The sequence below is a fragment of the Bacillus sp. FSL R5-0439 genome (assembly GCF_038008805.1).
In the GTDB taxonomy this organism is placed as follows: domain Bacteria; phylum Bacillota; class Bacilli; order Bacillales; family Bacillaceae; genus Bacillus; species Bacillus safensis.
Genome location: NZ_JBBOZW010000001.1, coordinates 2391640 through 2416840 on the forward strand (window position 1 = coordinate 2391640; position 25201 = coordinate 2416840).

General features: G+C 42.7%; 24 protein-coding genes, 1 other RNA gene and 1 other annotated feature. Of the genes, 6 read left to right on the top strand and 19 right to left on the bottom strand.

Features of this window, described 5'->3' with window-relative positions:
• The first annotated feature begins 222 nt into the window (after window positions 1–222).
• The 4 genes from NST59_RS12305 to NST59_RS12320 all read left to right on the top strand — a co-directional run bounded on the left by NST59_RS12305 (window position 223) and on the right by NST59_RS12320 (window position 3171).
• Complete coding sequence (locus tag NST59_RS12305; protein WP_024423116.1) at window positions 223–951, top strand: amino acid ABC transporter ATP-binding protein; 729 nt, start codon at window positions 223–225, stop codon at window positions 949–951.
• 13 nt (window positions 952–964) lie between these two features.
• Window positions 965–1774: a transporter substrate-binding domain-containing protein gene (locus NST59_RS12310; protein WP_059374671.1), complete on the top strand. Its 810-nt coding sequence runs from the start codon at window positions 965–967 to the stop codon at window positions 1772–1774.
• Between the two features lie 77 nt (window positions 1775–1851).
• Window positions 1852–2505, top strand: coding sequence for an amino acid ABC transporter permease (locus NST59_RS12315; protein ID WP_039180271.1), 654 nt, complete (start codon window positions 1852–1854; stop codon window positions 2503–2505).
• Between the two features lie 15 nt (window positions 2506–2520).
• Window positions 2521–3171, top strand: coding sequence for an amino acid ABC transporter permease (locus tag NST59_RS12320; RefSeq protein ID WP_059374669.1), 651 nt, complete (start codon window positions 2521–2523; stop codon window positions 3169–3171).
• Window positions 3172–3255: 84 nt separating this feature from the next.
• On the opposite strand, the gene NST59_RS12325 is transcribed toward NST59_RS12320, so the two are convergent.
• From NST59_RS12325 to cymR, 8 genes are all read right to left on the bottom strand, one after another.
• Window positions 3256–3387 (bottom strand): YrzQ family protein, encoded by a 132-nt coding sequence (locus tag NST59_RS12325; protein ID WP_064497881.1) that lies wholly within the window; start codon window positions 3385–3387, stop codon window positions 3256–3258.
• Between the two features lie 20 nt (window positions 3388–3407).
• The gene (locus NST59_RS12330; RefSeq protein WP_003216308.1) at window positions 3408–3599 is read right to left on the bottom strand and encodes a hypothetical protein; all 192 of its coding nucleotides are present in this window, start codon (window positions 3597–3599) and stop codon (window positions 3408–3410) included.
• A 13-nt stretch (window positions 3600–3612) separates the two neighbouring features.
• On the bottom strand, window positions 3613–4131 hold the full coding sequence (locus tag NST59_RS12335; protein WP_341040656.1) for a PRC-barrel domain-containing protein: 519 nt from the start codon (window positions 4129–4131) through the stop codon (window positions 3613–3615).
• 248 nt (window positions 4132–4379) lie between these two features.
• A complete protein-coding gene (gene recD2, locus NST59_RS12340; protein ID WP_024423121.1) occupies window positions 4380–6764 on the bottom strand; it encodes an SF1B family DNA helicase RecD2 in 2385 nt (794 codons plus the stop codon).
• Between the two features lie 19 nt (window positions 6765–6783).
• Window positions 6784–7437, bottom strand: coding sequence for a tetratricopeptide repeat protein (locus tag NST59_RS12345; protein ID WP_341040658.1), 654 nt, complete (start codon window positions 7435–7437; stop codon window positions 6784–6786).
• Window positions 7438–7497: 60 nt separating this feature from the next.
• The gene (gene mnmA, locus NST59_RS12350; RefSeq protein WP_039180282.1) at window positions 7498–8616 is read right to left on the bottom strand and encodes a tRNA 2-thiouridine(34) synthase MnmA; all 1119 of its coding nucleotides are present in this window, start codon (window positions 8614–8616) and stop codon (window positions 7498–7500) included.
• A 94-nt stretch (window positions 8617–8710) separates the two neighbouring features.
• Window positions 8711–9853 (bottom strand): cysteine desulfurase family protein, encoded by a 1143-nt coding sequence (locus NST59_RS12355; protein ID WP_341040659.1) that lies wholly within the window; start codon window positions 9851–9853, stop codon window positions 8711–8713.
• Between the two features lie 18 nt (window positions 9854–9871).
• Complete coding sequence (gene cymR / locus NST59_RS12360; RefSeq protein WP_024423125.1) at window positions 9872–10291, bottom strand: cysteine metabolism transcriptional regulator CymR; 420 nt, start codon at window positions 10289–10291, stop codon at window positions 9872–9874.
• Window positions 10292–10499: 208 nt separating this feature from the next.
• Between cymR and NST59_RS12365 the strand changes: the two genes are divergently transcribed.
• The gene (locus NST59_RS12365; RefSeq protein WP_341040661.1) at window positions 10500–11786 is read left to right on the top strand and encodes a replication-associated recombination protein A; all 1287 of its coding nucleotides are present in this window, start codon (window positions 10500–10502) and stop codon (window positions 11784–11786) included.
• A gap of 12 nt (window positions 11787–11798) precedes the next feature.
• Here NST59_RS12365 and NST59_RS12370 read toward each other — a convergent pair whose 3' ends face one another.
• From NST59_RS12370 to NST59_RS12390, 5 genes are all read right to left on the bottom strand, one after another.
• The gene (locus tag NST59_RS12370; protein WP_039180291.1) at window positions 11799–12563 is read right to left on the bottom strand and encodes a tRNA threonylcarbamoyladenosine dehydratase; all 765 of its coding nucleotides are present in this window, start codon (window positions 12561–12563) and stop codon (window positions 11799–11801) included.
• Window positions 12564–12655: 92 nt separating this feature from the next.
• Window positions 12656–12836: non-coding RNA, 6S RNA (gene ssrS, locus NST59_RS12375), on the bottom strand.
• Window positions 12837–12913: 77 nt separating this feature from the next.
• Window positions 12914–14692, bottom strand: a complete 1779-nt coding sequence (aspS, locus tag NST59_RS12380) for an aspartate--tRNA ligase (RefSeq protein ID WP_099663571.1) — start codon at window positions 14690–14692, stop codon at window positions 12914–12916.
• Window positions 14693–14710: 18 nt separating this feature from the next.
• Window positions 14711–15985 carry a histidine--tRNA ligase gene (gene hisS, locus NST59_RS12385; protein WP_024423129.1) on the bottom strand — a complete coding sequence of 425 codons (1275 nt, stop codon included), beginning with the start codon at window positions 15983–15985 and terminating at the stop codon, window positions 14711–14713.
• A 73-nt stretch (window positions 15986–16058) separates the two neighbouring features.
• Window positions 16059–16297: a binding site (T-box leader), on the bottom strand.
• Window positions 16298–16355: 58 nt separating this feature from the next.
• Window positions 16356–16526 (bottom strand): YrzK family protein, encoded by a 171-nt coding sequence (locus tag NST59_RS12390; RefSeq protein WP_003216250.1) that lies wholly within the window; start codon window positions 16524–16526, stop codon window positions 16356–16358.
• A gap of 161 nt (window positions 16527–16687) precedes the next feature.
• Between NST59_RS12390 and NST59_RS12395 the strand changes: the two genes are divergently transcribed.
• Window positions 16688–18244 carry an SH3 domain-containing protein gene (locus NST59_RS12395; protein WP_371412187.1) on the top strand — a complete coding sequence of 519 codons (1557 nt, stop codon included), beginning with the start codon at window positions 16688–16690 and terminating at the stop codon, window positions 18242–18244.
• 98 nt (window positions 18245–18342) lie between these two features.
• On the opposite strand, the gene dtd is transcribed toward NST59_RS12395, so the two are convergent.
• From dtd to NST59_RS12425, 6 genes are all read right to left on the bottom strand, one after another.
• Entirely contained in the window at window positions 18343–18786 is a 444-nt protein-coding gene (dtd, locus tag NST59_RS12400) for a D-aminoacyl-tRNA deacylase (protein WP_039180301.1), read from the bottom strand.
• An 18-nt stretch (window positions 18787–18804) separates the two neighbouring features.
• Window positions 18805–21015 carry a RelA/SpoT family protein gene (locus NST59_RS12405; RefSeq protein WP_024427858.1) on the bottom strand — a complete coding sequence of 737 codons (2211 nt, stop codon included), beginning with the start codon at window positions 21013–21015 and terminating at the stop codon, window positions 18805–18807.
• Window positions 21016–21157: 142 nt separating this feature from the next.
• Window positions 21158–21670 carry an adenine phosphoribosyltransferase gene (locus NST59_RS12410; RefSeq protein ID WP_024423133.1) on the bottom strand — a complete coding sequence of 171 codons (513 nt, stop codon included), beginning with the start codon at window positions 21668–21670 and terminating at the stop codon, window positions 21158–21160.
• Between the two features lie 23 nt (window positions 21671–21693).
• On the bottom strand, window positions 21694–24018 hold the full coding sequence (gene recJ, locus NST59_RS12415) for a single-stranded-DNA-specific exonuclease RecJ (protein WP_341040668.1): 2325 nt from the start codon (window positions 24016–24018) through the stop codon (window positions 21694–21696).
• A gap of 81 nt (window positions 24019–24099) precedes the next feature.
• Entirely contained in the window at window positions 24100–24450 is a 351-nt protein-coding gene (locus NST59_RS12420) for a LapA family protein (protein ID WP_058838999.1), read from the bottom strand.
• A 101-nt stretch (window positions 24451–24551) separates the two neighbouring features.
• Window positions 24552–25040: a cation:proton antiporter regulatory subunit gene (locus tag NST59_RS12425; protein ID WP_058838998.1), complete on the bottom strand. Its 489-nt coding sequence runs from the start codon at window positions 25038–25040 to the stop codon at window positions 24552–24554.
• Window positions 25041–25201 lie beyond the last annotated feature (161 nt).

A 25201-nucleotide genomic window follows, 5' to 3' on the forward strand; every position in this document is an offset into this window, starting at 1 on the left:
CCTCTTTTCTTATTGTTTAACCATCTTCTGCAATTATCCACGTAAATAAAATTTGTCCTAACTTTGTTAAAAATGAATACACATGAATCATACAGCTCCATCCAAAGTCACTATTTGCTGTAAAATCTCGTCAGAAAATATTCCATCATTTACTTCTTTTTACACAAGTTGTGCTAGAATCCACTTTAGCTTTAGCCAATGAAACACAAGAGGAGGTTCTTCATGATCACATTCGAAGAAGTCAACAAGCATTATGGCCAGTTCCATGTACTTAAGGACATTAACCTACATATTCAAAAAGGGGAGGTTGTTGTGATCATCGGTCCTTCAGGATCTGGTAAAAGCACGATGCTCAGGTGTATCAATCGTCTTGAAAGCATTGATGCGGGAAAAGTTCTCGTCAACCAAGTGTCTGTTCAGCATCCGAAGACCAACATCAATCTTGTCAGGCAAAATATCGGAATGGTCTTTCAGCATTTTCACCTCTATCCGCATAAGACGGTGCTTGAAAACATTATGCTTGCGCCGATGAAGGTCAAAAAAGTGAGCAAGGAAGAAGCAAAGGAAACAGCTGAATTTTATTTAAATAAAGTCGGCATTCCTGAAAAAGCAGACACCTACCCTTCACGACTCTCAGGCGGACAGCAGCAGCGCGTTGCCATTGCAAGAGGGCTTGCGATGAAACCAGAGGTGATGCTTTTTGACGAACCGACATCTGCACTTGATCCAGAGATGATCGGCGAGGTATTAGATGTGATGAAGCAGCTGGCCCGTGAAGGCATGACCATGGTTGTTGTCACGCATGAGATGGGCTTTGCCCGTGAAGTGGCCGACCGCATTGTCTTTATTGATGAGGGCAGAATTCTTGAAGAATCAACACCGGCTGCATTTTATGAAAAACCGCAAGAGAAACGTGCTCAATTATTTTTAAGCCGTATTTTAAATCACTAGGGGGAATGGTTTAATGAAAAAAATGAAACGCTTTGGCCTGCTGCTCTTTATGACTTGCTGCATCGCCGCTTTGACTGCTTGTGGATCTACAGAAAAAGGTTCAACTGATGCAAAACAAGGAAGCTCATTAGAAACCATTAAGAAAGACAAAAAAATCATTTTCGGTGTAAAAAATGACACACGTCTATTCGGTCTAAAAAATCCGAGCAGCGGTGATATTGAAGGATTTGATATTGATATTGCAAAAGCCATCACAAAGGAAATACTCGGCGATGAAGGAAAAGCAGAATTTAAGGAAGTGACATCTAAAACAAGAATTCCTTTGCTTCAAAAAGGGGATATCCATGCGATTGTTGCGACCATGACAATTACAGAAGAGCGTAAAAAAGAAGTCAATTTCTCAGATGTTTACTTTGAAGCAGGACAATCACTGCTTGTGAAAAAAGGAAGCGACATTCAATCCATTGATGATCTTAAAAAAGGAACGAAGGTGCTGGCCGTGAAAGGATCTACTTCTTCTCAAAATATCCGTGAGAAAGCACCTGAAGTATCCGTATTAGAATTTGAGAACTATCAAGAGGCTTTTACAGCATTAAAATCAAATCAAGGGCAAGTGCTGACAACTGATAATGCGATCTTATTTGGTATGGCAGATGAAGATTCAAATTATGAAGTGGTCGGCGGCACCTTTACAGATGAGCCTTATGGCATTGCTGTGAAAAAAGGGGATCAAGAATTAACTGATGCGATCAATAAAGCCTTAAAAACGTTAAAAGACAATGGTGAGTATGACAAAATTCTTAAAAAATGGATCAAAGAATAACATTTGATTGGTTAACATCAATGCCTCAGGTGAGCCGCTCAATGGCTCCCCTGTTGATCAGGAAGGAAGTGAACTGATTGCTGCGGTTTTCCATTCTCACTGAAAATTTTCATCTTTATTTAGAAGGCTTTAAATATACCATTGGTGCAAGTGTCATTGCTCTGATTGGAAGCTTTTTGATCGGTACACTCATTGCCATTATGAGAATTGCGCCATTTAGGCCGCTCAACTGGTTCGGAACGGCTTATGTGGAATTTATTCGGAATATTCCGTTATTATTGATCACCTTTGTTTTCTTCTTTGGTTTACCCGTGCTAGGTATTGTAGCAGATGGGTTTACTGCTGGGACGATTGCTCTTGCCATTTATACGTCTGCCTTTATTGCTGAAGCCATTCGTGCAGGGATACAAGCTGTACCGCTTGGACAAATGGAAGCAGCCCGTGCTTCAGGTCTGTCATATGGCGGGACGATGCGGTATATCATTTTGCCTCAGGCGATTAAAATCGTCATTCCCCCTCTTGGGAATCAATTTATTAACCTTGTCAAAAACTCCTCGATTTTAGGTGTCATTGCAGGGTTTGATCTCATGTATCAAGGTGACCTTATTGCATCTAGAACATTTGTGACGTTTGATGTCTACATCTTTGTTGCCATGTTCTATCTGCTATTAACCATTCCGCTTAGTCTAGGCGTTGGTTATTTAGAAAGAAGATTAGCAAGAAGCCACTAGAGAGGAGGAAATATCTTGGATTTTATAGGTGCCTACCAGCCTGATCATCTCGCCTTTTTACTTGAAGGATTTGCTGTCACCTTAAAAGTGGCTTTTATCTCCATCATTTTGAGTTTTATCATTGGATTAGTCGTCGGCACATTGCGGTTCGCTCAAATCCCGGTTTTATCAAAAGTGCTTGCGGTTGTTGTAGAAACTATTCGGAACCTGCCGCTTTTACTGATCATCTTTTTCACGTATTTTGCATTGCCTGAAATCGGTATCAAGCTAAGCATCACAGCCTCTGCCATTGCGGCTTTAACTGTGTTTGAATCCGCGATGCTGTCAGAAATTATTCGAAGCGGCCTTAAATCAATTGATAAGGGTCAGATCGAAGCATCCAGGTCTTCTGGTTTAACCTATATTCAAACATTGAAAATGATTATTATGCCGCAGGCACTTCGCAGAATGGTGCCGCCAATTGTCAGTCAATTCATATCTCTTTTAAAAGATACGTCGCTTGCCGTCGTCATTGCGCTTCCAGAATTATTACATCACGCACAAATATTAAACGGTCAAAGCCAATCCTATTTACTGCCGATTTTCCTATTGGCGGCTATGATGTATTTTGTCGTCAATTTCAGCTTATCCATTCTTGCAAGACGATTAGAATACAGGCAAGCGTAACACCTCAGCTTATAGACAAACACTGCGTCCTGGTCTGAAAAAAAACAAAGGGCTAAAATGAAGATCATTTTAGCCCTTTTGTGTTTACATCATTCTCATAACACGTTTTTTTAGCTTTTTCATATCCCGCTTTGATGGCATATCATATCGGCTTGCAAAGTGATATGCAAGTGCACCTGCACCAAGCGTTAATAGTGAAGAAGTCATTTTGCCCATTCGAAATTCCCCCTTAACACTTATAGTTGAATTGAACGTTCATCGTCACTAAACAGATCATCTAAGCTGCTTAGTGTCCCGTCTTCCTCCACTTGGTGTGTCGATATTTTGCCTTTTGACAGCGTCAATTCAATAAAACAGCCCCAGCAATAATATTGATTGACCCCAATTTTTCCGATGTCTTTACATTTGCAATTTGGGCAAATGAGCATAATCAGCACCTCTTTACGTTCGGTTTAGAACCAGTGCTTCCTTTTGAACGTTCATCAAGGTTCCGGCAGCCTGCAGCTGTTTCCGAATCCCTGATAGCTCTGTAAAGAAGCCGTCCGAGAGTTCATATGCTACGATTGTGCCCGAATTTGTACAAAAGTATACATCTTCCAAAATGCCTAAATTTTCACCATCAGGCGACTGCATCATTTTCTTTTTTAATTTCGAAAATAACAAGAATGGGGCAGAGGAATCCATGCCTACTCCCTCCTGGCAGCTCACATATAAACCTTTGTCTGTAAGCTGATCAAATCCAGAGAATGGAATGAGTGCACAGTCTTTCTTTTTCCCCTCTAACACATATCCTCCGCAGCTGCCTCCGGCTAAAAAGGAAATATCTTTTATGGAACCAAGCGATTGGGACAGCTCATCTGAATAGATCGTCATTCCTTCAAGTTCTCGGCATGTTCTCAAAATGTGCTCAACCACCTTTTGCGGAACAGTCTTATCGTGTGCGTTTGCTTCATGACTCATACGAAGAAATGGCTTCCATGAACGGAATGGAAGAAGTTCTTTCCACGCTAAAAGGCTTCCGTATGGAAGCCTTAGATTGTTGACAAAGGGCTAATTTGTCTTTTTTTCAACGTGATAGAAAACCTTTGCAGTCTAGGAAAGACGAGCATCGGAGCGGAGCGAATTTGACATTCGTGAGCACCGGAGCGCAGGATTGACAACGAATGCGAGGGTTTGTCTACACGCTGAGGCTTCCGTATGGAAGCCTTCTACTCATGCATAAAATCAAACGGAGTGATTCCCTCCATGCCAATATTTGCGTCATGTACGCTAAACGGAAGCTCTTTTTGGAGCGCTTCAAGTTCTGCATCCATGATTTGTTCGGTTTGCACAAGCCGCATCGTTAAGGACGTTTGTCTGAGGGAATCCTCATTGTTTTTCACGCCCCACTCCAGCGCTGATTCCTCGCCGCACAGTATTAAAAACTTTTTACTTCGTGTAATCGCTGTGTACAGCAGATTCCGCCGAAGCATTCGGTAATAGCTCCTCACAACTGGCAGCACAACAATGGGGAATTCACTGCCTTGTGATTTGTGGATGGAGCAGCAATAGGCATGAGTAAATTGATGAAAATCCTTTTTCGTAAAGGTGATTTCATTTCCATCAAAAGAGATCACGGCCATGTCTTCTTTTTCTGTATTTTCTTTTGCATAAAAAATCGAGACAATTTCGCCGATATCGCCGTTAAAGATATTGTTCTCTGGCTGATTCACAAGCTGAAGCACTTTATCACCTGTTCGGTACACCACATCACCAAACGGGATTTCTCTGCCTTTTGGTTTTTTAGGATTCAAAATGTGCTGCAGCATTTTGTTGAGCTCATTGATGCCTGCTTTTCCTTTATACATTGGTGCGAGTACTTGAATGTCCTTTGCCGAAAACCCTTTTTGAGCAGCATTGCTGACGACTTTCTCAATGACTTCTTTCATTTGATCAGCTGAACATTGAATGAAGGACCGATCCTTTGAGCGTGCAGTAATATCCTTTGGCAGCACACCATTTTTCATATCATGGGCAAGTTCAACAATGGTTGAGCCGTCTGCCTGCCGGTAAATATCTGTCAGAGTAACAGCCGGCACAGCTTTTGAGGCAAGCAAATCCCGTAAAACTTGGCCTGGTCCGACAGATGGTAGCTGATGTTCATCCCCTACCATAATGACTTGGATATGATCAGGAATGGCTTTAAACAAATGATTCGCCAGCCAAATATCAAGCATACTTGATTCATCAATGATGACAAGCTTTCCTTCAATCGGCTGTTCTTCATCATGCGAGAAGCCCTCCGATCCGTTCCAGCCTAGCAGCCGGTGAATGGTGACAGCTGGAAGCCCTGTTGATTCTGTCATCCGTTTAGCCGCCCGTCCAGTTGGTGCCGCAAGTACAAATGGGAAGGATTCATCCTTTTTATAATCACTCGGATCAAGAGATACACCGTGAAGATCACTGTAAAGCTCGACAATTCCTTTAATGACCGTCGTCTTCCCTGTACCAGGTCCACCTGTTAAAAGCAGCATCGGGGACATGAGTGCCTTTTGAATCGCTTCCTTTTGTGTCGGTGCATACTGGACGCCTAATCGCTCCTCCAGCTCACCAAGTGCAAGCAGGAATTCTGATTCAGGAAATTGATCTGCGTATTCTGTTTGGGAGACGATTTTTTGAATGCGTTTGGCAACACTTTGCTCCGCGTAAAATAAGGATGGATGATAGCAGCGGTCATCTTCAATGATCATTTCTTTTCCTTCGCCAAGCGCAATGATCTGATTGGCAACATCCATTTCAGTCACTTTGTAATCATTGCCTGTTTGATTGAGCAGCTTGCGGGTTTCGACGATCAAATCTTTTGTTTGTATGTACGTATGACCGTCCTGTAGACTGGCTGTCTCCACTGTATATAGCAAGGCTGCGCGAATCCGCTCTGGATCATTACCTGAGATGCCTGTTCTAGCGCCGAGCTCATCCGCCTTAATAAATCCGATCCCCTCAACATCCTTAACAAGCTGATACGGATTTTCCTCGATCTTTTGCAGCGTTTCACTCTCGTACACTTGGTAAATCTTCATGCTGAGCTGCGGACCAAAGCCATATTGATTCAGGCTGATCATGATTTGTTCCAGTCCTTGATGCTCCTGAAGCGCTGCGGCCAGCTTATCCGCCTTCTTTTTGGATAAGCGCGGTACATCGTACAAAACAGCTGGGTCACGCATAATTTTATGAAGCGTCTGATTGCCAAGCTGTCCCACGATTTCTTCCGCCGTCTTTTTTCCTATCCCCTCAAATAAATCACTTGAGAGATAATGTATGATTCCTTGCTTCGTTGTCGGCACTTCCTTTTGAAAATGAGTGGCCTGAAACTGTTCACCGAATTTCGGATGGCTTGTGACTTTGCCATAAAAGGTGTAGGTTTCCTCCTCATGAAGTGCGGGGAAGTAGCCTGTGACAGATGCTGTTTTTTCCTCTAAGTTTTCCGATGTTTCAATGACTTTCACCTTTAACACCGAGTATAAATTACTTTCATTATGGAAAATAACGGCTTGAATGGTCCCCTTTAAAAACGGTTCGTCCTCAAGCTTCATTTGATCTGGATGTTCCTGCACAGGTCTTCCCTCCTTCCATCTATTCTGTCTCTTGAATCAGCTTTTGCGCATGTAGTGCAAGCATATGGTCAGGCTGCACGTCAATGGCTTTACCCAGCATCTCAAGCGCTTCGTCTTTTTTCTCTAAGTACGCATACGCAACCCCTAAATTATAAAAGGCGTCTGCATGCTGCGGATCACGCGTGATGACTTCAGTAAAAGTTGTCACCGCTTCTTCCAGCATGTGTTCATTGGCTAAGCACATGCCAAATTGGAATCTAGCTTCATTATCTTCTTCGTTTAGTTCAACGGCACGCTGAAAATACGGCATCGCAAGCTTTGGCTGCTCTAATTTGATGAGCGTCTGCCCAAGCATATAAAACAAATCACTATTTTCCATGCCCGCTTTTAGTGCTTGTTCAAAATAATCTTTCGCTTTCATAAAGTCTTCTTTTAATGTATACACATTTCCTGCCCCGTAATAGGCTGCGGCAGCAGTGTGATCAAGTTCAATTGCTTTTTGAAAAAAGTTTAAAGCACGTTCAAATTCATTGATACTTGAAAGTAAGTTCGCAAAGTTAATATATGGAACCGGATCCTTCGGGCTTTCTTCGATCGCTTTTGTAAAAGCTTCAGCTGCTTTTTCGATATTCCCTTGATTCAAGGCTTCTATGCCGATTTCGTTATGATTCATTCGCTCTCTCATCCTTTCATTAAAAAACCTCAACAGCGACGTTGAGGTTTTGAAAACATGCTACACATACGACAGCTTTTGACCATCTTTGAAGACATCGTCAATTGTACCGCCGCCAAGACATTCGTCACCATCATAAAAAACAACCGCTTGTCCCGGAGTAACAGCACGAACAGGCTCATCAAAAATAACCATCGCTTCTTGCTCACCTGTCATTTTGACCTTCACATGGTGATCTTCTTGACGGTATCTGAATTTTGCTGTGCACGTTAATTCACCGTTTTCCCCGACAATATGAGGACGAGTCCAGCTGATATTAACAGCTGAAATGCTTTCAGAGTATAAAAGTGGATTGTGGAAGCCTTGTTCAACAAACAAGATGTTTTTCTCCAAGTCTTTCCCAACGACAAACCAAGGATCACCACTACCGCCAATGCCAAGTCCTTGGCGCTGACCGATCGTGTAATACATCAGTCCATCGTGTTCCCCTTTTACTTCTCCGTCCATTGTCTGCATCACACCAGGCTGTGCAGGCAAATATTGACTGAGGAACGTTTTAAAGTTTCTTTCTCCAATAAAGCAGATACCTGTTGAATCTTTTTTCGTTGCTGTTGCGAGCTCTGCTTCTTTTGCCAATTCACGAACCCTTTTTTTCTCTAAATCACCGATTGGGAACATGACTTTATCAAGTTGTTCCTGTGTCAGCTGATTTAAGAAATACGTTTGGTCTTTGTTTGCATCAAGACCTCGCAGCATTTTGACTTCATCACCAGTTCTATCAACACGGGCATAGTGTCCTGTTGCCAAATAATCCGCACCAAGTGACAATGCATGCTCAAGGAATGCCTTGAACTTAATTTCTTTGTTACACATGACATCTGGGTTTGGCGTTCTGCCCGCTTTATATTCATCAAGGAAATATTGAAACACTTTGTCCCAATATTGCTTCTCGAAATTTACTGCATAATATGGGATTCCAATTTGGTTACACACGCGGATGACATCCTCATAGTCTTCCGTTGCTGTGCAAACACCATTTTCATCAGTGTCATCCCAGTTTTTCATAAATATGCCGATGACATCATAGCCTTGCTCCTTTAGCATAAGAGCGGCAACTGATGAATCGACTCCTCCGGACATACCGACCACAACTCTTGTATCTTCTGGTCTTTTTGTCATCTTCATCAACTCCAATTTCAATGAAACAACATACGCGTTTCGTTCTTCAGGTGCTTCGCTGTTTCATTTTTCACACACGAACAAAAGGAAGCATTTATTTGGCTAGGCGTTTGACAACAGCTGCTATCTTACGTGCCGCCTGCTTCACATGATCCTCTTCATTCCCAAGACCGAAGCTTATTCTGACTGAGGATGTCAGCTCTTTTGCTTCTTCGCCATACATGGCGCTTAACACGTGCGAAGGAAGGACAGATCCAGCCGTACATGCCGATCCGCTTGAAACAGCAATTCCTTCCATATCTAAATTCACAAGCAGCGATTCAATGGAGACGCCCGGGAAATGAACATTTAAAATGTGCGGCAATGTCTCTTTCGGATGTCCATTGATAGAGAAATTAAGAGATTCCTCTTCGAATACTTGCAGCATAGTTTCTTTGAGCTTACCATAATGCATCGATTTTTCTCTTCTATTTTGCTTCGTTAATTGAACAGCTTCTGCAAGTCCAACAATTCCTGCCACATTTTCAGTGCCAGCACGGCGCTTTCTTTCTTGTTCCCCTCCGAATATTTGCGGAGAAAGTTTCACGCCTTCGTTTACATATAAAAAGCCTGTTCCCATCGGACCGTTCAGCTTATGGCCAGAAGCAGATAAAAGATCAATATGGAGATCTGCTACATCAATAGGCACTGTGCCAAACGCCTGTACTGCGTCTGTATGAAAATGAGCAGTGTGATCATGTAGAAGTTCGCCAATGGCTTTGATTGGCTGAATCACACCTGTTTCATTATTGCCGTACATGACGGTCACAAGAATCGTATCATCTCTCAATGCTTGTTTTAATTGATCAAGATGAATCAATCCCGTTTCGTCCACATCTAAATACGTCACTTCAAATCCTAGCTTCTCTAGGCGTTCACATGTATGCAGCACCGCATGATGCTCTGTTTTCACTGTGATGATATGTTTTCCTTCATGCTGTCTTGCCATGGCAACACCTGTGATCGCCAGGTTGTCCGCCTCAGTTCCACCGCTTGTGAGGATGATCTCCTGTGGTTTACAGTGTAATTCTCCTGCAATGACTTCTCTTGCTTCATCGAGCCACTTTCTTGCATCGCGCCCATATGAATGAATACTAGAGGGATTGCCAAATATCTCTGTAAAGTACGGCATCATCTTGTCCACAATACGCTGATCCATCGGCGTTGTGGCTGCATGATCTAAATAGATTCGTTCCATTTCCGGTACACCTCTGATCTAAATATAGAACATATACGAGTCTTGATCCCCGTCATCTGTGTAGCTTGCCAAGTCTTCAAGAGTTGTATTGTCTAGTACGTCTTTTACTGCATCACGAATACGAATCCATAGTTCACGCTTTGCTGGTTCTTCGTTTTCGATGACTTCAACAGGACTAATTGGTCCTTCTAATACACGAATAATATCACCTGCTGTGATCTCGTTTGGTTCATGTGCAAGAACATAGCCGCCATACGCACCGCGGATACTTTTTACAAGACGGGCATTGCGGAGTGGTGATACAAGCTGCTCTAAATAATGCTCAGACAAATCATTGTTTTGAGCGATTGATTTTAATGATGTAGGGCCTTCGCCATGTTTTTTGGCTAATTCGATCATGATCGTTAGACCATATCTGCCTTTAGTTGATATTTTCAAGTTAAACACCTCTGCGTTTTCTATTCTATGTCATCAATTATTTTTCTGATTTCATATACGCTGATATATAGACCAAAAGCAATTATATCATACTTTCAGCCAACTTTCATTTACGGGTACTGAGCATAATAGGAGGACGCATCCCTTTTCTATTTGAAGAAATTTCGGTACTCTATACAAACAAGACATTGCTTTAGGAGAGATAATTATGAAACCTTTAGCGTACCGGATGCGCCCAAGTCATATTGAAGACATTATTGGGCAGGAGCATCTTGTTGGAGAAGGTCAAATTATTAGACGAATGGTCGAGGCAAAGCATTTATCCTCGATGATTTTATACGGACCGCCGGGCATCGGCAAAACATCGATTGCGACCGCAATTGCTGGCAGTACAAGCATTGCTTTTCGTACATTAAATGCGGTCATTCATAACAAAAAGGATATGGAGGCTGTCGCCGCTGAAGCGAAAATGAGCGGACAGGTGATCCTTATTTTAGACGAAGTCCACCGGCTTGATAAAGGAAAGCAGGATTTTCTCCTTCCTTATTTAGAAAATGGCATGATCATTTTAATTGGCGCAACGACGGCTAATCCCTATCATGCGATCAATCCCGCCATCCGAAGCCGGACACAAATATTCGAGCTGAAGCCGCTTGAAACAGAGCAAATCAAAGCTGCGTTAACAAGAGCCTTACAGGATGAGCATCGCGGGCTTGGCGGTTATGAGGTGACCGTGGACGATGAAGCGATGAATCATTTTGCCAATGGATGCGGAGGAGACGTGCGTTCTGCTTTAAATGCACTAGAACTCGCTGTCTTATCGACAAAAGCTGATGAGACCGGGCATATCAAAATTACTCTTGCCGCAGCAGAAGAATGCTTACAAAAAAAGAGCTTCTCACATGACAAGAATGGTGATGCTCATTATGATGTCCTCTCGGCTTTTCAAAAATCCATTAGAGGATCTGATACAGATGCTGCGCTGCATTACCTTGCCAGATTGATCGAAGCAGGAGACCTTGAAAGCATTTCAAGAAGATTACTCGTGATGGCTTACGAGGACATTGGCTTAGCCAGTCCGCAGGCAGGCCCCCGCGTGTTAAGCGCAGTACAAACAGCAGAAAGAGTCGGTTTCCCAGAAGCACGGATTCCGCTGGCGAACGCAGTAATTGAACTGTGTCTTTCTCCTAAGTCCAATTCGGCATATAAGGCGATTGATGCGGCACTTGGTGACATTCGTACAGGGAAAATTGGTGAGGTTCCAACTCATTTAAAGGATGCACACTACAAAGGCGCCACAGCACTCGGAAGAGGTGTCGATTACTTATACCCACATGATTACGAGAACGGCTGGGTGAAGCAGCAATATTTACCTGATCCGCTGAAAAACAAGCAATACTATGTACCGAAGCAAACCGGAAAATTTGAAGGTGCATTGAAACAGGTCTATGAAAATTTAAAACGCCAAAATAAAAAAAGCCCCCTGCATAATTAGCAGGCGGGCTGTTTATTTATCCTTCACACGTGTAATCGGAATATCCTTTAAAAGCTTCATAATGACATGACCACCCATGATCAGTCCGGCAACAGACGGAACGAACGCATTGGATGATGGCGGCATTTGCGCCTTGCGAATCTTCGCTTCATCATTTCCAACTTCTTTTCTGACATCCTCGCGAATGACAATCGGACTTTCATCAGAGAAAATAACTTCAATTCCTTTACGAATCCCTTCCTTACGCAGACGTGTTCTCACGACTTTTGCAATAGGATCGGTATGTGTTTTTGAAATATCATCAATTTTGAAGCGTGTCGGATCTGTTTTGTTCGCAGCTCCCATACTTGAAATGATGTTCACACCGCGGTTCAGACACTCTTTCATTAAATGAATTTTATAGTGAATGGTATCTGAGGCATCAATGACATAATCAAGCGGATACTCAAAAAATTGCTCGTATGTTTCCTCTGTATAAAACATCTTAAGCGCAACAACTTCACATTCTGGATTAATATCAGCGATTCTCGCCTGCATTAAGTCAACCTTTGGCTGGCCAACTGTTGATAGCAATGCTGGAAGCTGACGGTTTACATTTGTAATATCAATATCATCTTTATCAACAAGAACAATACGGCCAACGCCTGAACGAGCGAGTGCCTCTACTGCGAATGAACCAACGCCGCCCACACCAAGCACTGCAACTGTACTGTTTTTTAGTATATTTAAGCCTTCCTTGCCAATGGCAAGCTCGTTTCTTGAAAACTGATGTAACAAGTGCCTCACTCCACCTTTATTTAAAATGAATCGAAAGAATCATATCATATTCAGACTTCTCCGTCATCCTTCTCTAAAAGAAAAAAACACAAAAAAGTCCCGATGACGCCGCCAGCATTTCCTTCGTTTTGAACCCCGCACCATGCAGGTGGGTGCTTTCTTCCTGACTTTATAAGTCCTCTAATGAGGCATTTATGCAGAAAGGAAAGGCAAGCTCCCGTATAAAAAAATGTTCGGTCAAAACTAGGTAACCACCGTACGTATCAGGACTTTATTTATTGATTGATGAAAGCATATCATAGGCATATTTCTTTTTCAAGCGTTTACATACCTATAAACATGCACCTATTTTACTGTTTTACTTTTGTTTTAATCGCTAAACTCAGTTCATCAAGCTGCGCCTCGCTCACATGGCCAGGGGCATCTGTGAGAACGCAGCTCGCACTTGCCGTTTTCGGGAATGCAATCGTATCTCTTAAGTTAGAGCGGCCTGCAAGCAGCATCACTAAACGATCAAGCCCAAGCGCGATTCCGCCATGCGGAGGAACACCATGCTCAAACGCATCTAGAAGGAAGCCGAATTGTTCGTAGGCCTCTTCTTTTGAAAAACCAAGTAAGCCAAACATTTTTTCTTGAATGTCCTTTTCAAAAATACGAATAGAACCTCCGCCAAGCTCGTAGCCATTTAGCACAAGATCGTAAGCCTGTGCCTTCATATCTTCTGGGCTTGTTTCAATTAATTCAAGATCATCGCGAACTGGCATTGTGAATGGATGATGGGCAGCATAGAAGCGGCCTTCTTCTTCATCCTTTTCAAGCAGCGGCCAATCGACAACCCATAAGAAATTGAATACAGACTCATCGATCAGTTCAAGCTCTTTACCAAGTTTTAAGCGAAGTGCACCAAGTGCATCATGAACAACAGACGTCTTATCTGCGACAAAGAGTAAAAGGTCGCCTTCTTCAACTTGCAGCTGTTCTTTTAATTCAGCTTGCTTTGCATCATCAAAGAATTTAGCGATAGGACCTTTTAATTCAGTCCCTTCTGCTTTTAGCCAAGCTAGACCTTTTGCACCGTAGTTCGCTGCAAATGCACCAAGTGCATCAATGTCTTTTCTTGAATAGTTCGATGCAGCCCCTTTGACATTGATGGCTTTCACAGCTCCACCATTTTTCACAGCGCCACTAAACACTTTGAAATCGGAGTCTTTTACCGTATCTGAAATGTTAACCAGCTTCATCTCAAAACGTGTATCCGGTTTATCAGATCCATAGGAATTCATCGCTTCATCGTATGTCATACGAGGTAATGGCAATGTAAGGTCTACACCTTTGACATCTTTCATTACCTTCGCCATCATCTCTTCAGCAAGCGTCATGATGTCCTCTTGACTCATAAAGGACATTTCAATATCGACTTGTGTGAATTCCGGCTGACGGTCAGCACGCAAGTCTTCATCTCTAAAACAGCGGGCAATTTGATAATAACGGTCCATCCCAGAAACCATCAGCAATTGTTTAAATAATTGCGGAGACTGAGGCAGTGCATAAAATTCTCCCTCGTGTACACGGCTTGGAACAAGATAGTCACGCGCACCTTCTGGGGTACTTTTCGTTAAAATTGGTGTTTCAATGTCTAGAAAGCCGTTGTCGTCTAAGAAATGGCGGAATGCTTTTGTGACTTCATGTCGCATTTTCATTGTTTCAAACATTGCAGGGCGGCGAAGATCCAGGTAACGATATTTTAAACGAACATCTTCTGATACCTCGTCTGCTTGATCTGAAATCACAAATGGAGGAGTCTTCGCTTCATTTAAAACGGTGACCGTTTCGACTTGAATTTCAATTTTGCCCGTTTTTAAATTTGGGTTGATCGTTGCTTCTTCTCTTGCGACAACCGTCCCTTTAATATCAAGGACATATTCGTTACGAATTGATTCTGCTGTCTCAAGCGCCTCTTTTGATAAGTCTGGATTGAAGACAACTTGTACAATCCCTGAACGGTCGCGCAAATCAATAAAGATTAAACCGCCTAGGTCACGCCTTTTTTGAACCCATCCTTTTAATACAACTGACTGACCGATTTGGTCTTCTGTTACTTCTCCACAATAAAAAGTTCTACCAAACACAAACATTCCACTCCTTCTTTACGCTTTCTGGTGGGCCTTCAACATTTGAATCAGCTCATCAAGCTTCACTTCAATTTGTTCACCCGTAGTTGTATCTTTCACATTCACAATTTGCTGTGCAAGTTCATCTTCACCAAGAACTGCAATAAATTTGGCTTTTAAACGATCAGCTGCTTTAAATTGTCCTTTTAGTTTCTTCCCTGTATAGTCCATTTCACTTGAGATACCTTCTTTTCTCAGACGGTTTAATAATGAAACAGAATAATCCTTCGCTTCATCTCCGAGAGCAGCAATGTATAAATCAATACCATCTTGCAGAGGAAGCTCAATTCCTTCAGCATCGATCGCTGATAGGAAACGCTCAATACTCATCGCAAATCCGATCCCTGGTGATTCAGGACCGCCAATTCCTTCAACGAGTCCATCATAACGGCCGCCGCCGGCTAATGTTGTAATCGCACCAAAGCCTTCTGCATTACTCATGATCTCAAATGCTGTGTGATTGTAGTAATCAAGACCGCGCACTAAATTTGGATCGACGACATACTCAATGCCTATATCTGATAAGTATTGTTTGACCTTTTCAAAATACGTCCGTGATTCTTCATTTAAGTAATCTTGAATGGATGGAGCTGTTGTCATCAGTTCATGATCACGATCCTTTTTACAATCAAGAATACGCAGCGGATTTTGGTGTAAACGAGTTTGACAGTCGTGACAGAATTCCTCAATTCTTGGCTCAAAGTGCTTGACCAGTGCTGTGCGGTAGTCTGCACGGCTCTCTTTGTCACCAAGGCTGTTAATGACGAGTTTTAAGTTAGAAAGGCCTGCTTTCTCATACACACTCATCGCAAGTGAAATGACCTCTGCATCAATGGCAGGATCTTTGGAACCAATCGCTTCGATCCCAAATTGATAAAATTGACGATATCTTCCTGTTTGCGGACGTTCATAGCGGAACATTGGTCCGATGTAATACAGCTTAGTTGGCTGAGCCGGCTGTGCAAACAATTTATTTTCAACATAAGAACGGACGGTTGAAGCTGTTCCCTCTGGACGGAGTGTGATGCTACGTCCTTTTTTATCTTCAAATGTGTACATCTCTTTTTGAACGATATCAGTTGATTCGCCTACTCCCCGTGCAAACAGCTCTGTATGCTCAAAAATCGGTGTGCGGATCTCTTTGTATTGAAAGGCTGCACATGTATCTCTCGCAATTTGTTCAACATACTGCCAGCGTTCTGACTCTCCAGGTAAAATATCCTGTGTGCCTCTTGGAATATTAAAACTCATTTTTCGTCCTCCTACGACCATCATTCATTTTTTATGTGGACATATAAAAAACCCCCGCCTCTACTATGTGTATAGTAGGGACGAGAGTTATACCCGTGGTGCCACCCTAGTTGGAACATGATCAAGCATGTTCCCGCTCAAATCCTTAACGCAGATTCACGTTCTCCGCCTATTGACTCATTTTTCGAGCGTTCAGCAGGAAACCTACAGAGTGTTCTTTCGTGATAAATGCCATGCGGATTCGCTTTCAGCCTAAGGCGATTCCTCTCTGCTCACGCAATTTACCCTACTATTCTCTATCATCAGTTCCACATTTTAAATTTTCAAGTGTGTTGATTTATATTATAATAAGGTCGGTGCTGCCACTCTGTCAACCCTTGCCGTGCCTCTTTTTCTTTTCCAGCTCTTCTTTTGACGTACATCCGTATTCAGATGCGGTTTCTTCAAGGAAGCCTGGCTGATCCATTTCGTCGTGCTGCCAGCGGTCGATATCACGATGTCCATTATATTGCACTCGTCCTAATTTTCTGCTTAATCTCATGTTTGTACATCCTTTTATCACATTTTTATTTAGTATAAACAGATTGATTCATTTTTATTAGGGAAACTGCAAGGAATTCAACCACTACATAACGAATTAACATTCATCGGTTTTACAAGGGAGGGGAAAACACCGTTTTGAATCTGAAAAAACACAATCAAATGATGATGCTGCTTACTTGTTTTGTTCTCATCGCGAGTTCTTTGCCTATGACACATGCTACAGCACAAACAGATCAAGCTGTGGTCGCAACAGATGAAATCAATGTGAGAACGGGCCCTGGTTTAAGCTATGGAATTGCAGCTGTTGTAAAACGCGGCGAAAGTTATCCTATTCTCACTGAACAAGGAGAATGGGTGCAGATCCAATTATCAAACGGACAAAAAGGCTGGGTCGTCTCATGGTTGATCACCACATCATCCGGCGCTCAAAAAACAGCGAAACCAAAGGCGCAAGGTCAAAGCACGGCTGGAGGCAGTACCATTACATCGACAGCTTCCGACCTTCGCATCCGGACAGGCCCTGGGACTTCCTATCAAGTGATTGGTACTTTCCCGCAAGGCGCTTCCGCTAAAAAGCTCGAGACAAGCGGCGAATGGACGAAAATTTCTTATAAACAAGCAGAAGGCTGGGTTCACTCTGATTATGTTTCAGGTGGGCAGAAAACTTCTCAATCAAGCTCCGGCGGGTCTTCTCGCTCTAACCAGACAGGCACAGTTGGCGTATCGAGCTTGAATGTGAGGCAATCCGCGGCACCAAATGCACAAGTCATCGCTTCTCTTGCCCGCAACACACAGATCACCATTTTGCGAGAGCAGAACGGTTGGTATGAAATTGAGGGGAAAGGCGTAAAAGGCTGGGTTGCAAGCTATTACATTGTCACAGGCAAAGGAGCAGGCTCTGCACCTGAAAAGAGTTCATCCTCTTCGGCTTCTGAGCAAAAAGCGTACATTGTCTATGATGGCACCAACATTCGAAAAAGCGCTTCTACCTCTGCTGGGATTGCAGAAAGAGCAACAAAAGGAGCTGCCTATCACATTGTTCGGACGCAAGGTGACTGGTACGAGGTGACACTATCGAACGGCGGGACTGGCTATGTGGCGAGCTGGGTCGTTCAAACGAAGAAAAATAGCAGCGAAGCGCCAAGACCTCAGCATGATTCATCGTCTGGAACTGGTTCTTTAAAAGGAAAAACGATTGTTCTTGACCCTGGTCATGGCGGAAAAGACAGCGGCACAATTGGCGCAGACGGTGCTTTTGAAAAGAACATCACCATCAAAACCGCCAATTTACTAGCAGGCAAATTAAGAGCTTCTGGTGCAAATGTATATTTAACTAGAAGTGACGATACATTTATCAGCCTTCAATCGAGGGTGGCGACATCTCATTACCGAAATGCAGATGCATTTATTAGTCTTCATTATGATAGTTTTATGGACCAAAGTGTTAGAGGAAGTACTGCGTATTATTATCACGCAGCAAAAGATCAGCAATTAGCGTCAAGCGTTCATTCCGAAGTCGCAAAACGCTCTCAAATCCCTGATAAGGGTGTCAAATTCGGAGATTACTTTGTTTTAAGAGAAAATAAACGCCCTTCCCTTTTATATGAACTCGGGTATTTAAGCAATCCTCAGGAGGAAGCGATCATTTATAGCGCCTCTTACCAGGAACGAGTCACAGAAGGAATGACTGAGGGATTAAAACAATATTTCCGTTAAAAAGAAAGAGGCCTCAGCGCCTCTTTTTTTGTTTGGCCACAAAAGAAAAAGACTCTAAACAAACTCCCGCATGAGTTCATCTACAGTCTAAAGAGAATCTATTCTTTGCTGTCCATCAAGATCGTGACTGGTCCTGAATTGGTCAATGACACGTCCATCATCGCACCAAAACGGCCAGTTTCAACATGGATACCTTTTTCTCTAAGGGTTTTATTGAAACATTCGTAAAGCGAATTGGCTGCATCCGGCTTGGCGGCTTTCATAAAATTCGGCCGTCTGCCCTTTCTCGTATCACCATAAAGGGTAAATTGCGACACAGACAGAATGCTTCCTTTTATATCCAATAGCGAACGATTCATTTTCCCATTTTCATCTTCAAAAATACGTAAATGTGCAAGCTTTTCAGCTAAGTAAAGCACATCTTCTTCTGTATCTTCGTGTGTGACACCAACAAGCACCATATATCCATCGCTGATGGCACCTGTGATCTCTTCTTCTACCTTCACAGATGCATTTGTCACACGCTGCACAACAAGCCTCATAGACGATATACTTCCTTTCTAATTCATGAATCGGCGAACAGAGTAAATGTCTTTGATTTGTTTAATGCGCTCGACTACTTTGTGCAAATGATTAATATTTTGGATAAAGATCGCCATATGGATCGTCGCCACTTTGTTACGATCAGACTTCCCAGAAACAGAGGAGATGTTCGTTTTGGTTTCGTTAACTGCTTGAAGCACCTCATTGAGTAAGCCGCGTCTATCATATCCTAATATTTCAATTTCCACATTGTATTCTTTACGGTTTTGAGCAGGCTGCTCATGCTCCCACTCGACCGGAATTAACCGCTCCTGCGCTTCTCCTGTCTTCACGTTCGGACAGTCCTCACGGTGAACAGATACGCCTCGGCCCTTCGTAATAAAGCCGACAATGCTATCGCCAGGAACAGGGTTACAGCACTTAGATAAGCGGACAAGCAGGTTATCAATCCCTTTGACCCTTACGCCAGCTTCCCGTTTTTTCCCGTGATACGTCTTTGGTTCCACCGTCACTTCTTGAACGGTTTTCTCTTGCTCTTCTTGATCTCTTTGTTTTCTTTCTTTTTCCGTTAAACGATTGGCGACTTGTAGTGCAGTAATGCCGTTATATCCAACAGCTGCATACATGTCCTCTTCGTTTGAAAAATTAAATTTGTCAGCCACTTTTTGCAGGTTTTCAGCGGTCAGAATGTCTTTGACATCAAACTCAAGGTTTTTGATTTCTTTTTCTACGAGCTCTCGGCCTTTTTCGACATTTTCTTCACGGCGCTGTTTTTTGAAAAACTGTCTGATCTTGTGCTTTGCTTGGGAGGTTTGGGCAAGCTTGACCCAATCCTGACTTGGCCCGTAGCTGTGCTTCGATGTCAGAATTTCAATAATGTCACCTGTTTTTAGTTTGTGATCGAGTGTGACCATTTTGCCATTGACCTTGGCACCGATCGTTTTATTCCCAATTTCCGAGTGAATTCGGTAAGAGAAATCAATCGGAACTGAGCCCGACGGCAGTTCAATGACGTCTCCTTTTGGTGTAAACACAAACACCATATCAGAGAAGAGATCGATTTTTAATGATTCCATAAATTCTTCTGCATCTGTGGATTCGTTTTGGAATTCAAGAATTTCTCTAAACCAAGAAAGCTTCTTCTGGAAGACCGCTTCTTCCGTTGATTCTGCTGACTCTTTGCCTTCCTTATATGCCCAGTGTGCCGCAATCCCGTATTCAGCAATTTCATGCATTTCCACTGTACGGATCTGAACTTCAAGCGGATCACCTTTTGGCCCAATCACCGTTGTATGAAGAGATTGGTACATGTTCGGCTTTGGCATCGCAATATAATCCTTAAATCTGCCTGGCATCGGTTTCCAGCATGTATGGATAATACCGAGCACCGCATAACAGTCTTTAATGCTGTCGACCAAAATACGAACGGCAAGCAGATCATAAATTTCATTAAACTGCTTATTTTGCAAGACCATTTTGCGATAAATGCTATAAATATGTTTTGGTCTTCCGGAAAATTCAGCCTTGATGTTCACCTCAGACACGCGGTCTTTCACTTCATTTACAACCTCGTCCAAGTATTCCTCACGTTCCGCTCGTTTACGCTTCATCAGATTCACAATTCGGTAATATTGCTGCGGATTTAAATAGCGGAGTGCTGTATCTTCAAGCTCCCACTTAATCTTTGAAATCCCTAATCTGTGCGCAAGCGGTGCAAAGATTTCAAGTGTTTCATTTGAAATTCTCCGCTGCTTTTCCTGCGGAAGATGTTTGAGCGTTCTCATGTTATGAAGACGGTCTGCCAGCTTAATCAAGATCACGCGGATATCCTGCGCCATTGCAACAAACATTTTTCGATGGTTTTCGGCCTGCTGTTCTTCTTGTGATTTATATTTAATCTTCCCGAGCTTTGTGACACCATCAACAAGCATTGCTACTTCTTCGTTAAAATGCTCTTTTAAATCCTGTAATGTCACATCTGTATCCTCAACTACATCGTGCAGGAAACCGCCTGCAATGGTTGATGGATCCATTTCAAGGTCAACAAGAATGCCCGCCACTTGAATTGGATGGATAATATAGGGCTCACCAGATTTCCGGTATTGCTCCTTGTGTGCATTTTCAGCATATTCATATGCTCGCTCTATAAATTGAATATGTTCAGCGGACAGGTATTCTCTTGCCTTGTCAATGACCTGCTGCGCCGTTAAAACTTGTTCGTTCGCCATGGAATCACCTTTTTAAATGAAAACTGTATTGTAGTTTATTATCAAGAAAAATTCGATAGATGTAAAGAGAAGAAGTCCGCTAAAAGATTTTTGATAGGAAAAAAGCACCCTTCTTACTGAGTGCTTTTTACGAAAAACTCCATTAGTATTGCATTAACGTCATGATGTCGTAGCCGTCAAGCTTCTTTCTGCCATCCAGATACGTCAGCTCAATCAAAAATGCAATCCCTGCCACAACGCCGCCTAATTCCTCTACAAGCTTGATGGACGCTTCAATTGTTCCACCAGTTGCCAGTAAGTCATCAGTAATCAGGACACGCTGACCGGGACGAATCGCATCTTTATGAATCGTTAATACATCTTTACCATATTCCAAGCCGTAATCGACTTTAATGACTTCACGAGGAAGCTTTCCTTCTTTACGAACCGGTGCAAAACCTACACCAAGTGCGTATGCTACAGGGCAGCCAATAATGAATCCACGCGCTTCAGGTCCAACAATGAGATCAATGTCTCTTTCCTTCGCGTATTCAACGATCTGATCCGTTGCATAACGGTACACTTCGCCTTTATCCATTAACGTTGTAATATCTTTAAATTGTACACCTTCCTTTGGGTAGTCAGGTACAACTGTCACATATTGTTTTAAATCCATCTTTTCCTTTTCCTCCTCGTACGTCAAAGCACAGGTGAGACTTCGCTCATCATGCTATTCAGCCATTCCTTCAGCTCTTTAGCTGAGGAATATGTTAGTGTTTGATCGAGTTCCATCAATCGTTGTTTTGCTGTATAGGACGCTGATGCCGTTAAATCTTTTTTAGGGGCATCAAGTACTATTGACAGCACACCATTCTCTATTTTAACAAAACCGAGTTCAAAAAACACCTTTGTCATAAAAATGATTGTATCTTTTGTCCAGCCTCTATGTTTGGCAAGCTCCATTCCTTGTTCTTTGATAGGAAAACTTCCCCGTTTAAACAAGAACCCATAAAACCATTTGAATTGATCACGGCTTGGGAAAGAGGACATAAAATGATCTTCTTCTCTTTGAAAAACCGTATAAATTCTGGCAGGCTTCTGATTTTCTAAAAGCTGCTTCAGCAATTGCTCATCTGCGGGAACATCCGCAAAGACCACATACTTTCCGTGTACATCAAACGTTGATACATTTTCTGCATGAACATGATGAATGGGGATATCGACGTTCTGTTTTGTTGCTTCCTCAAAACAGACAACCAAAGATTTTTCTGAATCAAGCGTCGAAACTTTCTTCTCCCAATCCTTTTTCCCCCGCAGATCAAACAGCTGCCATTCATCAACTCGTGCATCTTTTAGCATTAGCTGGGGCTTTTTCCGGTTATTCCATTCATTGACGGACATTTCTCCAATCACGGAAATGCGGCTTCCTGGAACAATTTCTTCTTTTAATTTCCCTTGGTGAAAGCCGACACAGTCAAGCAGCTTGTCTTCGTCTTTCAGTGACATTTTAATATGGTTGTGATTTGCCCCAATTGTTCGGATATCTTCAAGCTTCGCATCTTCAATCATAATGAACGGTTTTGGGTTTGACATACCAAATGGTGACAGCATCCCTGCTTCTTCAATTGCTTGAACCGTCAATTCGTCTACCTTGCACACGGCATCGACCCGCTGAATGGGAATAAAATCTTCTTCCGTCAATGTTTCATTGGCATATTGATTTAATCTTTCCCTTAGTAAAGCGACATCATCCGCTCGAAGTGTCATCCCTGCTGCCATCGGATGCCCGCCGAAATGCGGCAGGATGTCGCGGCATTTGCTTAGATGGAAGAATAGATCGAAGCCAGGAATGCTCCGGGCTGATCCTTTTGCCATTTGCGTTTCTTCATCTATTCCAAGCACAATCGCTGGACGAGAAAAAGTATCCGTCAATTTAGAGGCAACAATTCCAACAACGCCCGGATTCCAGCCAGCTTTCGCTACAACGATCGCAGACTGGTCATCGCCTGCCTCTTCCACCATTTGAATGGCTTCTTCTGTGATCGTACTGACAATCTTTTGTCGTTCTTTATTCAGTTCCTGTACAAAACGAGCGAGCTCTTCTGCTTCATCCTTATCCTCAGTCATAAGAAGGTGAACAGCTGGATCTGCCTGTTCAATTCGTCCTACAGCATTCAGCCTTGGCGCAATTTGAAAGCCGACCGTTTCCTCGTTCGCTTCTTCTAAAGTGGCTCCCGCTTCTTTCAATAACGCTTTCAGCCCCGGTCTATTCGACTGACGAAGCTGCATAAGCCCTTTTTTGGCGAGCCATCTATTCTCATCATGAAGCGGTACAAGATCCGCGATTGTCCCGATTGCTGCAAGATCTAACAGCTGAACTGGCAGCTCCCCAAGAAGTGCATGCGCCACTTTAAACGCTACACCTACACCAGCAAGTTCTTTAAAGGGATACTCACAGCCTGGCTGCTTAGGATGGACAATGGCAAGTGCCTCAGGCAGCTCCTCACTTGGTTCATGGTGATCTGTAATGATCAGGTCTAGCCCTATTTCTTTTGCAATACGTGCTTCATTTACAGCAGCAATGCCTGTATCAACCGTGATGACAAGCGATGCTCCTTGCTCCTTGATATATCGAAAAGCCTGTTCATTAGGCCCATAGCCTTCTTTAAACCGATCTGGAATATAAAAGTCTACTATCGCAGACCGCTCTTTTAATGTATGTAAAAGTACAGACGTACTTGTCACACCATCTGCATCATAGTCTCCGAAGATCACAATCGATTCCTGCTCTTCGATCGCTTTGTTGATGCGCTCTACTGCTTCTTTCATTCCTTTTAATAAGAATGGATCATGAAATTCGGCTTTTTGATCAAATAAAAAAGACCTCGCCTCTTCTACTTCTTCAAGTCCTCTTTTTACGAGAAGCGATGCAGTCAGCGCTGAAATATTCAGATTTTCAGAGAGTGATTTCACTTTTTCTTCGCTTGGATGTTCATATTCCCAGCGCATTTTGGATAATAACATAAATTCACCCCTCAACCACACTATTATACTAGAGTGGCCTGAGGGGTTTCAATTTTTATTTTATGAAATTGTGCTGGAAGATTATTTTTCCTTCCGGTCAAATGATGCTGGTTGTTCTTTTAAAGGCGTAACATGCGATTTTTTTTGAAGATCTTTGTCTGCCTTTTTCGTCGAAGTAGCAGGTGCAGCGGCTGCACGCTCAGCTTTTAATGCCTTTAGTTCACGTTTCAGTTTCACAATTTGGAAGATCCCTGCAAATGCCACAATCAGTCCGCCCATTAAAACAGAACCGATAATGACGAGGATCAGCGGCCATTCAGCCGTTCCAAATAAGTAGTCTACCTCGACAGGCCGTACATTAATCACGGCAAATACTGAGACAATTAATACGAAAATAAATGCGAGTATGATGGTCCATTGTTGTTTGTTCATCTACAAATCCCCCAAGCTTTTTCTTTTATTCTTCCCTTTTCACTGCCTTTTTTAAACACAGAAAAAAAGCAGCGGAAGAAAACCTATCAGCATGGGCATCATCAGCTGCTGAGTTTTTCTTTAATCAGGTTCTTTAATTCTTTTCTTTCTCCAGAAATAACAAGGGTATCCCCTTCTTCGATGATGGTATCTGGTCCTGGATTTAAAATCTTCTCGTGTGATTTTCTCATAATGGCGATGACTGTTACTTGATAGTTTTGGCGAACATTGAGTTCACCGATGCTTCTTTGAACAGCTGGTGCATTCTTTTCAATTTTAAACCATTCAATCACTAGATCATCAATGGCTACCTCTACGGTTTCAAGCGCTTTCGGCTTATAGACCATGCCGCCTAAAATAGCCGCAATTTGTCTTGCTTCTTCATCGTTTAGCAGGATACCAGAAATCGTTTCTTCGTGGTCGTCCTCCTGAAAATGATACATTTCTCTTCTGCCGTCATTATGTGTAATGATGGCAAGCTTCTCATTATTTCTTGTGATCATTTCGGCTTTATGACCGATACCTGGCAGTTCAGTTTCCCGAACCTTCATCACAGCCCCTCCAATGAATAAAGCAAAATGCCTTAAACAGACACCCGCTTTCTATACTGATCTAAACGTAAGTCATTATAGCAAAAGACCATTTTAAGATCAATGAAACCCGAAATGTTTTTTCAATAGAAAAAGACTGCCGAGAAGGCAGTCTTTCCAGA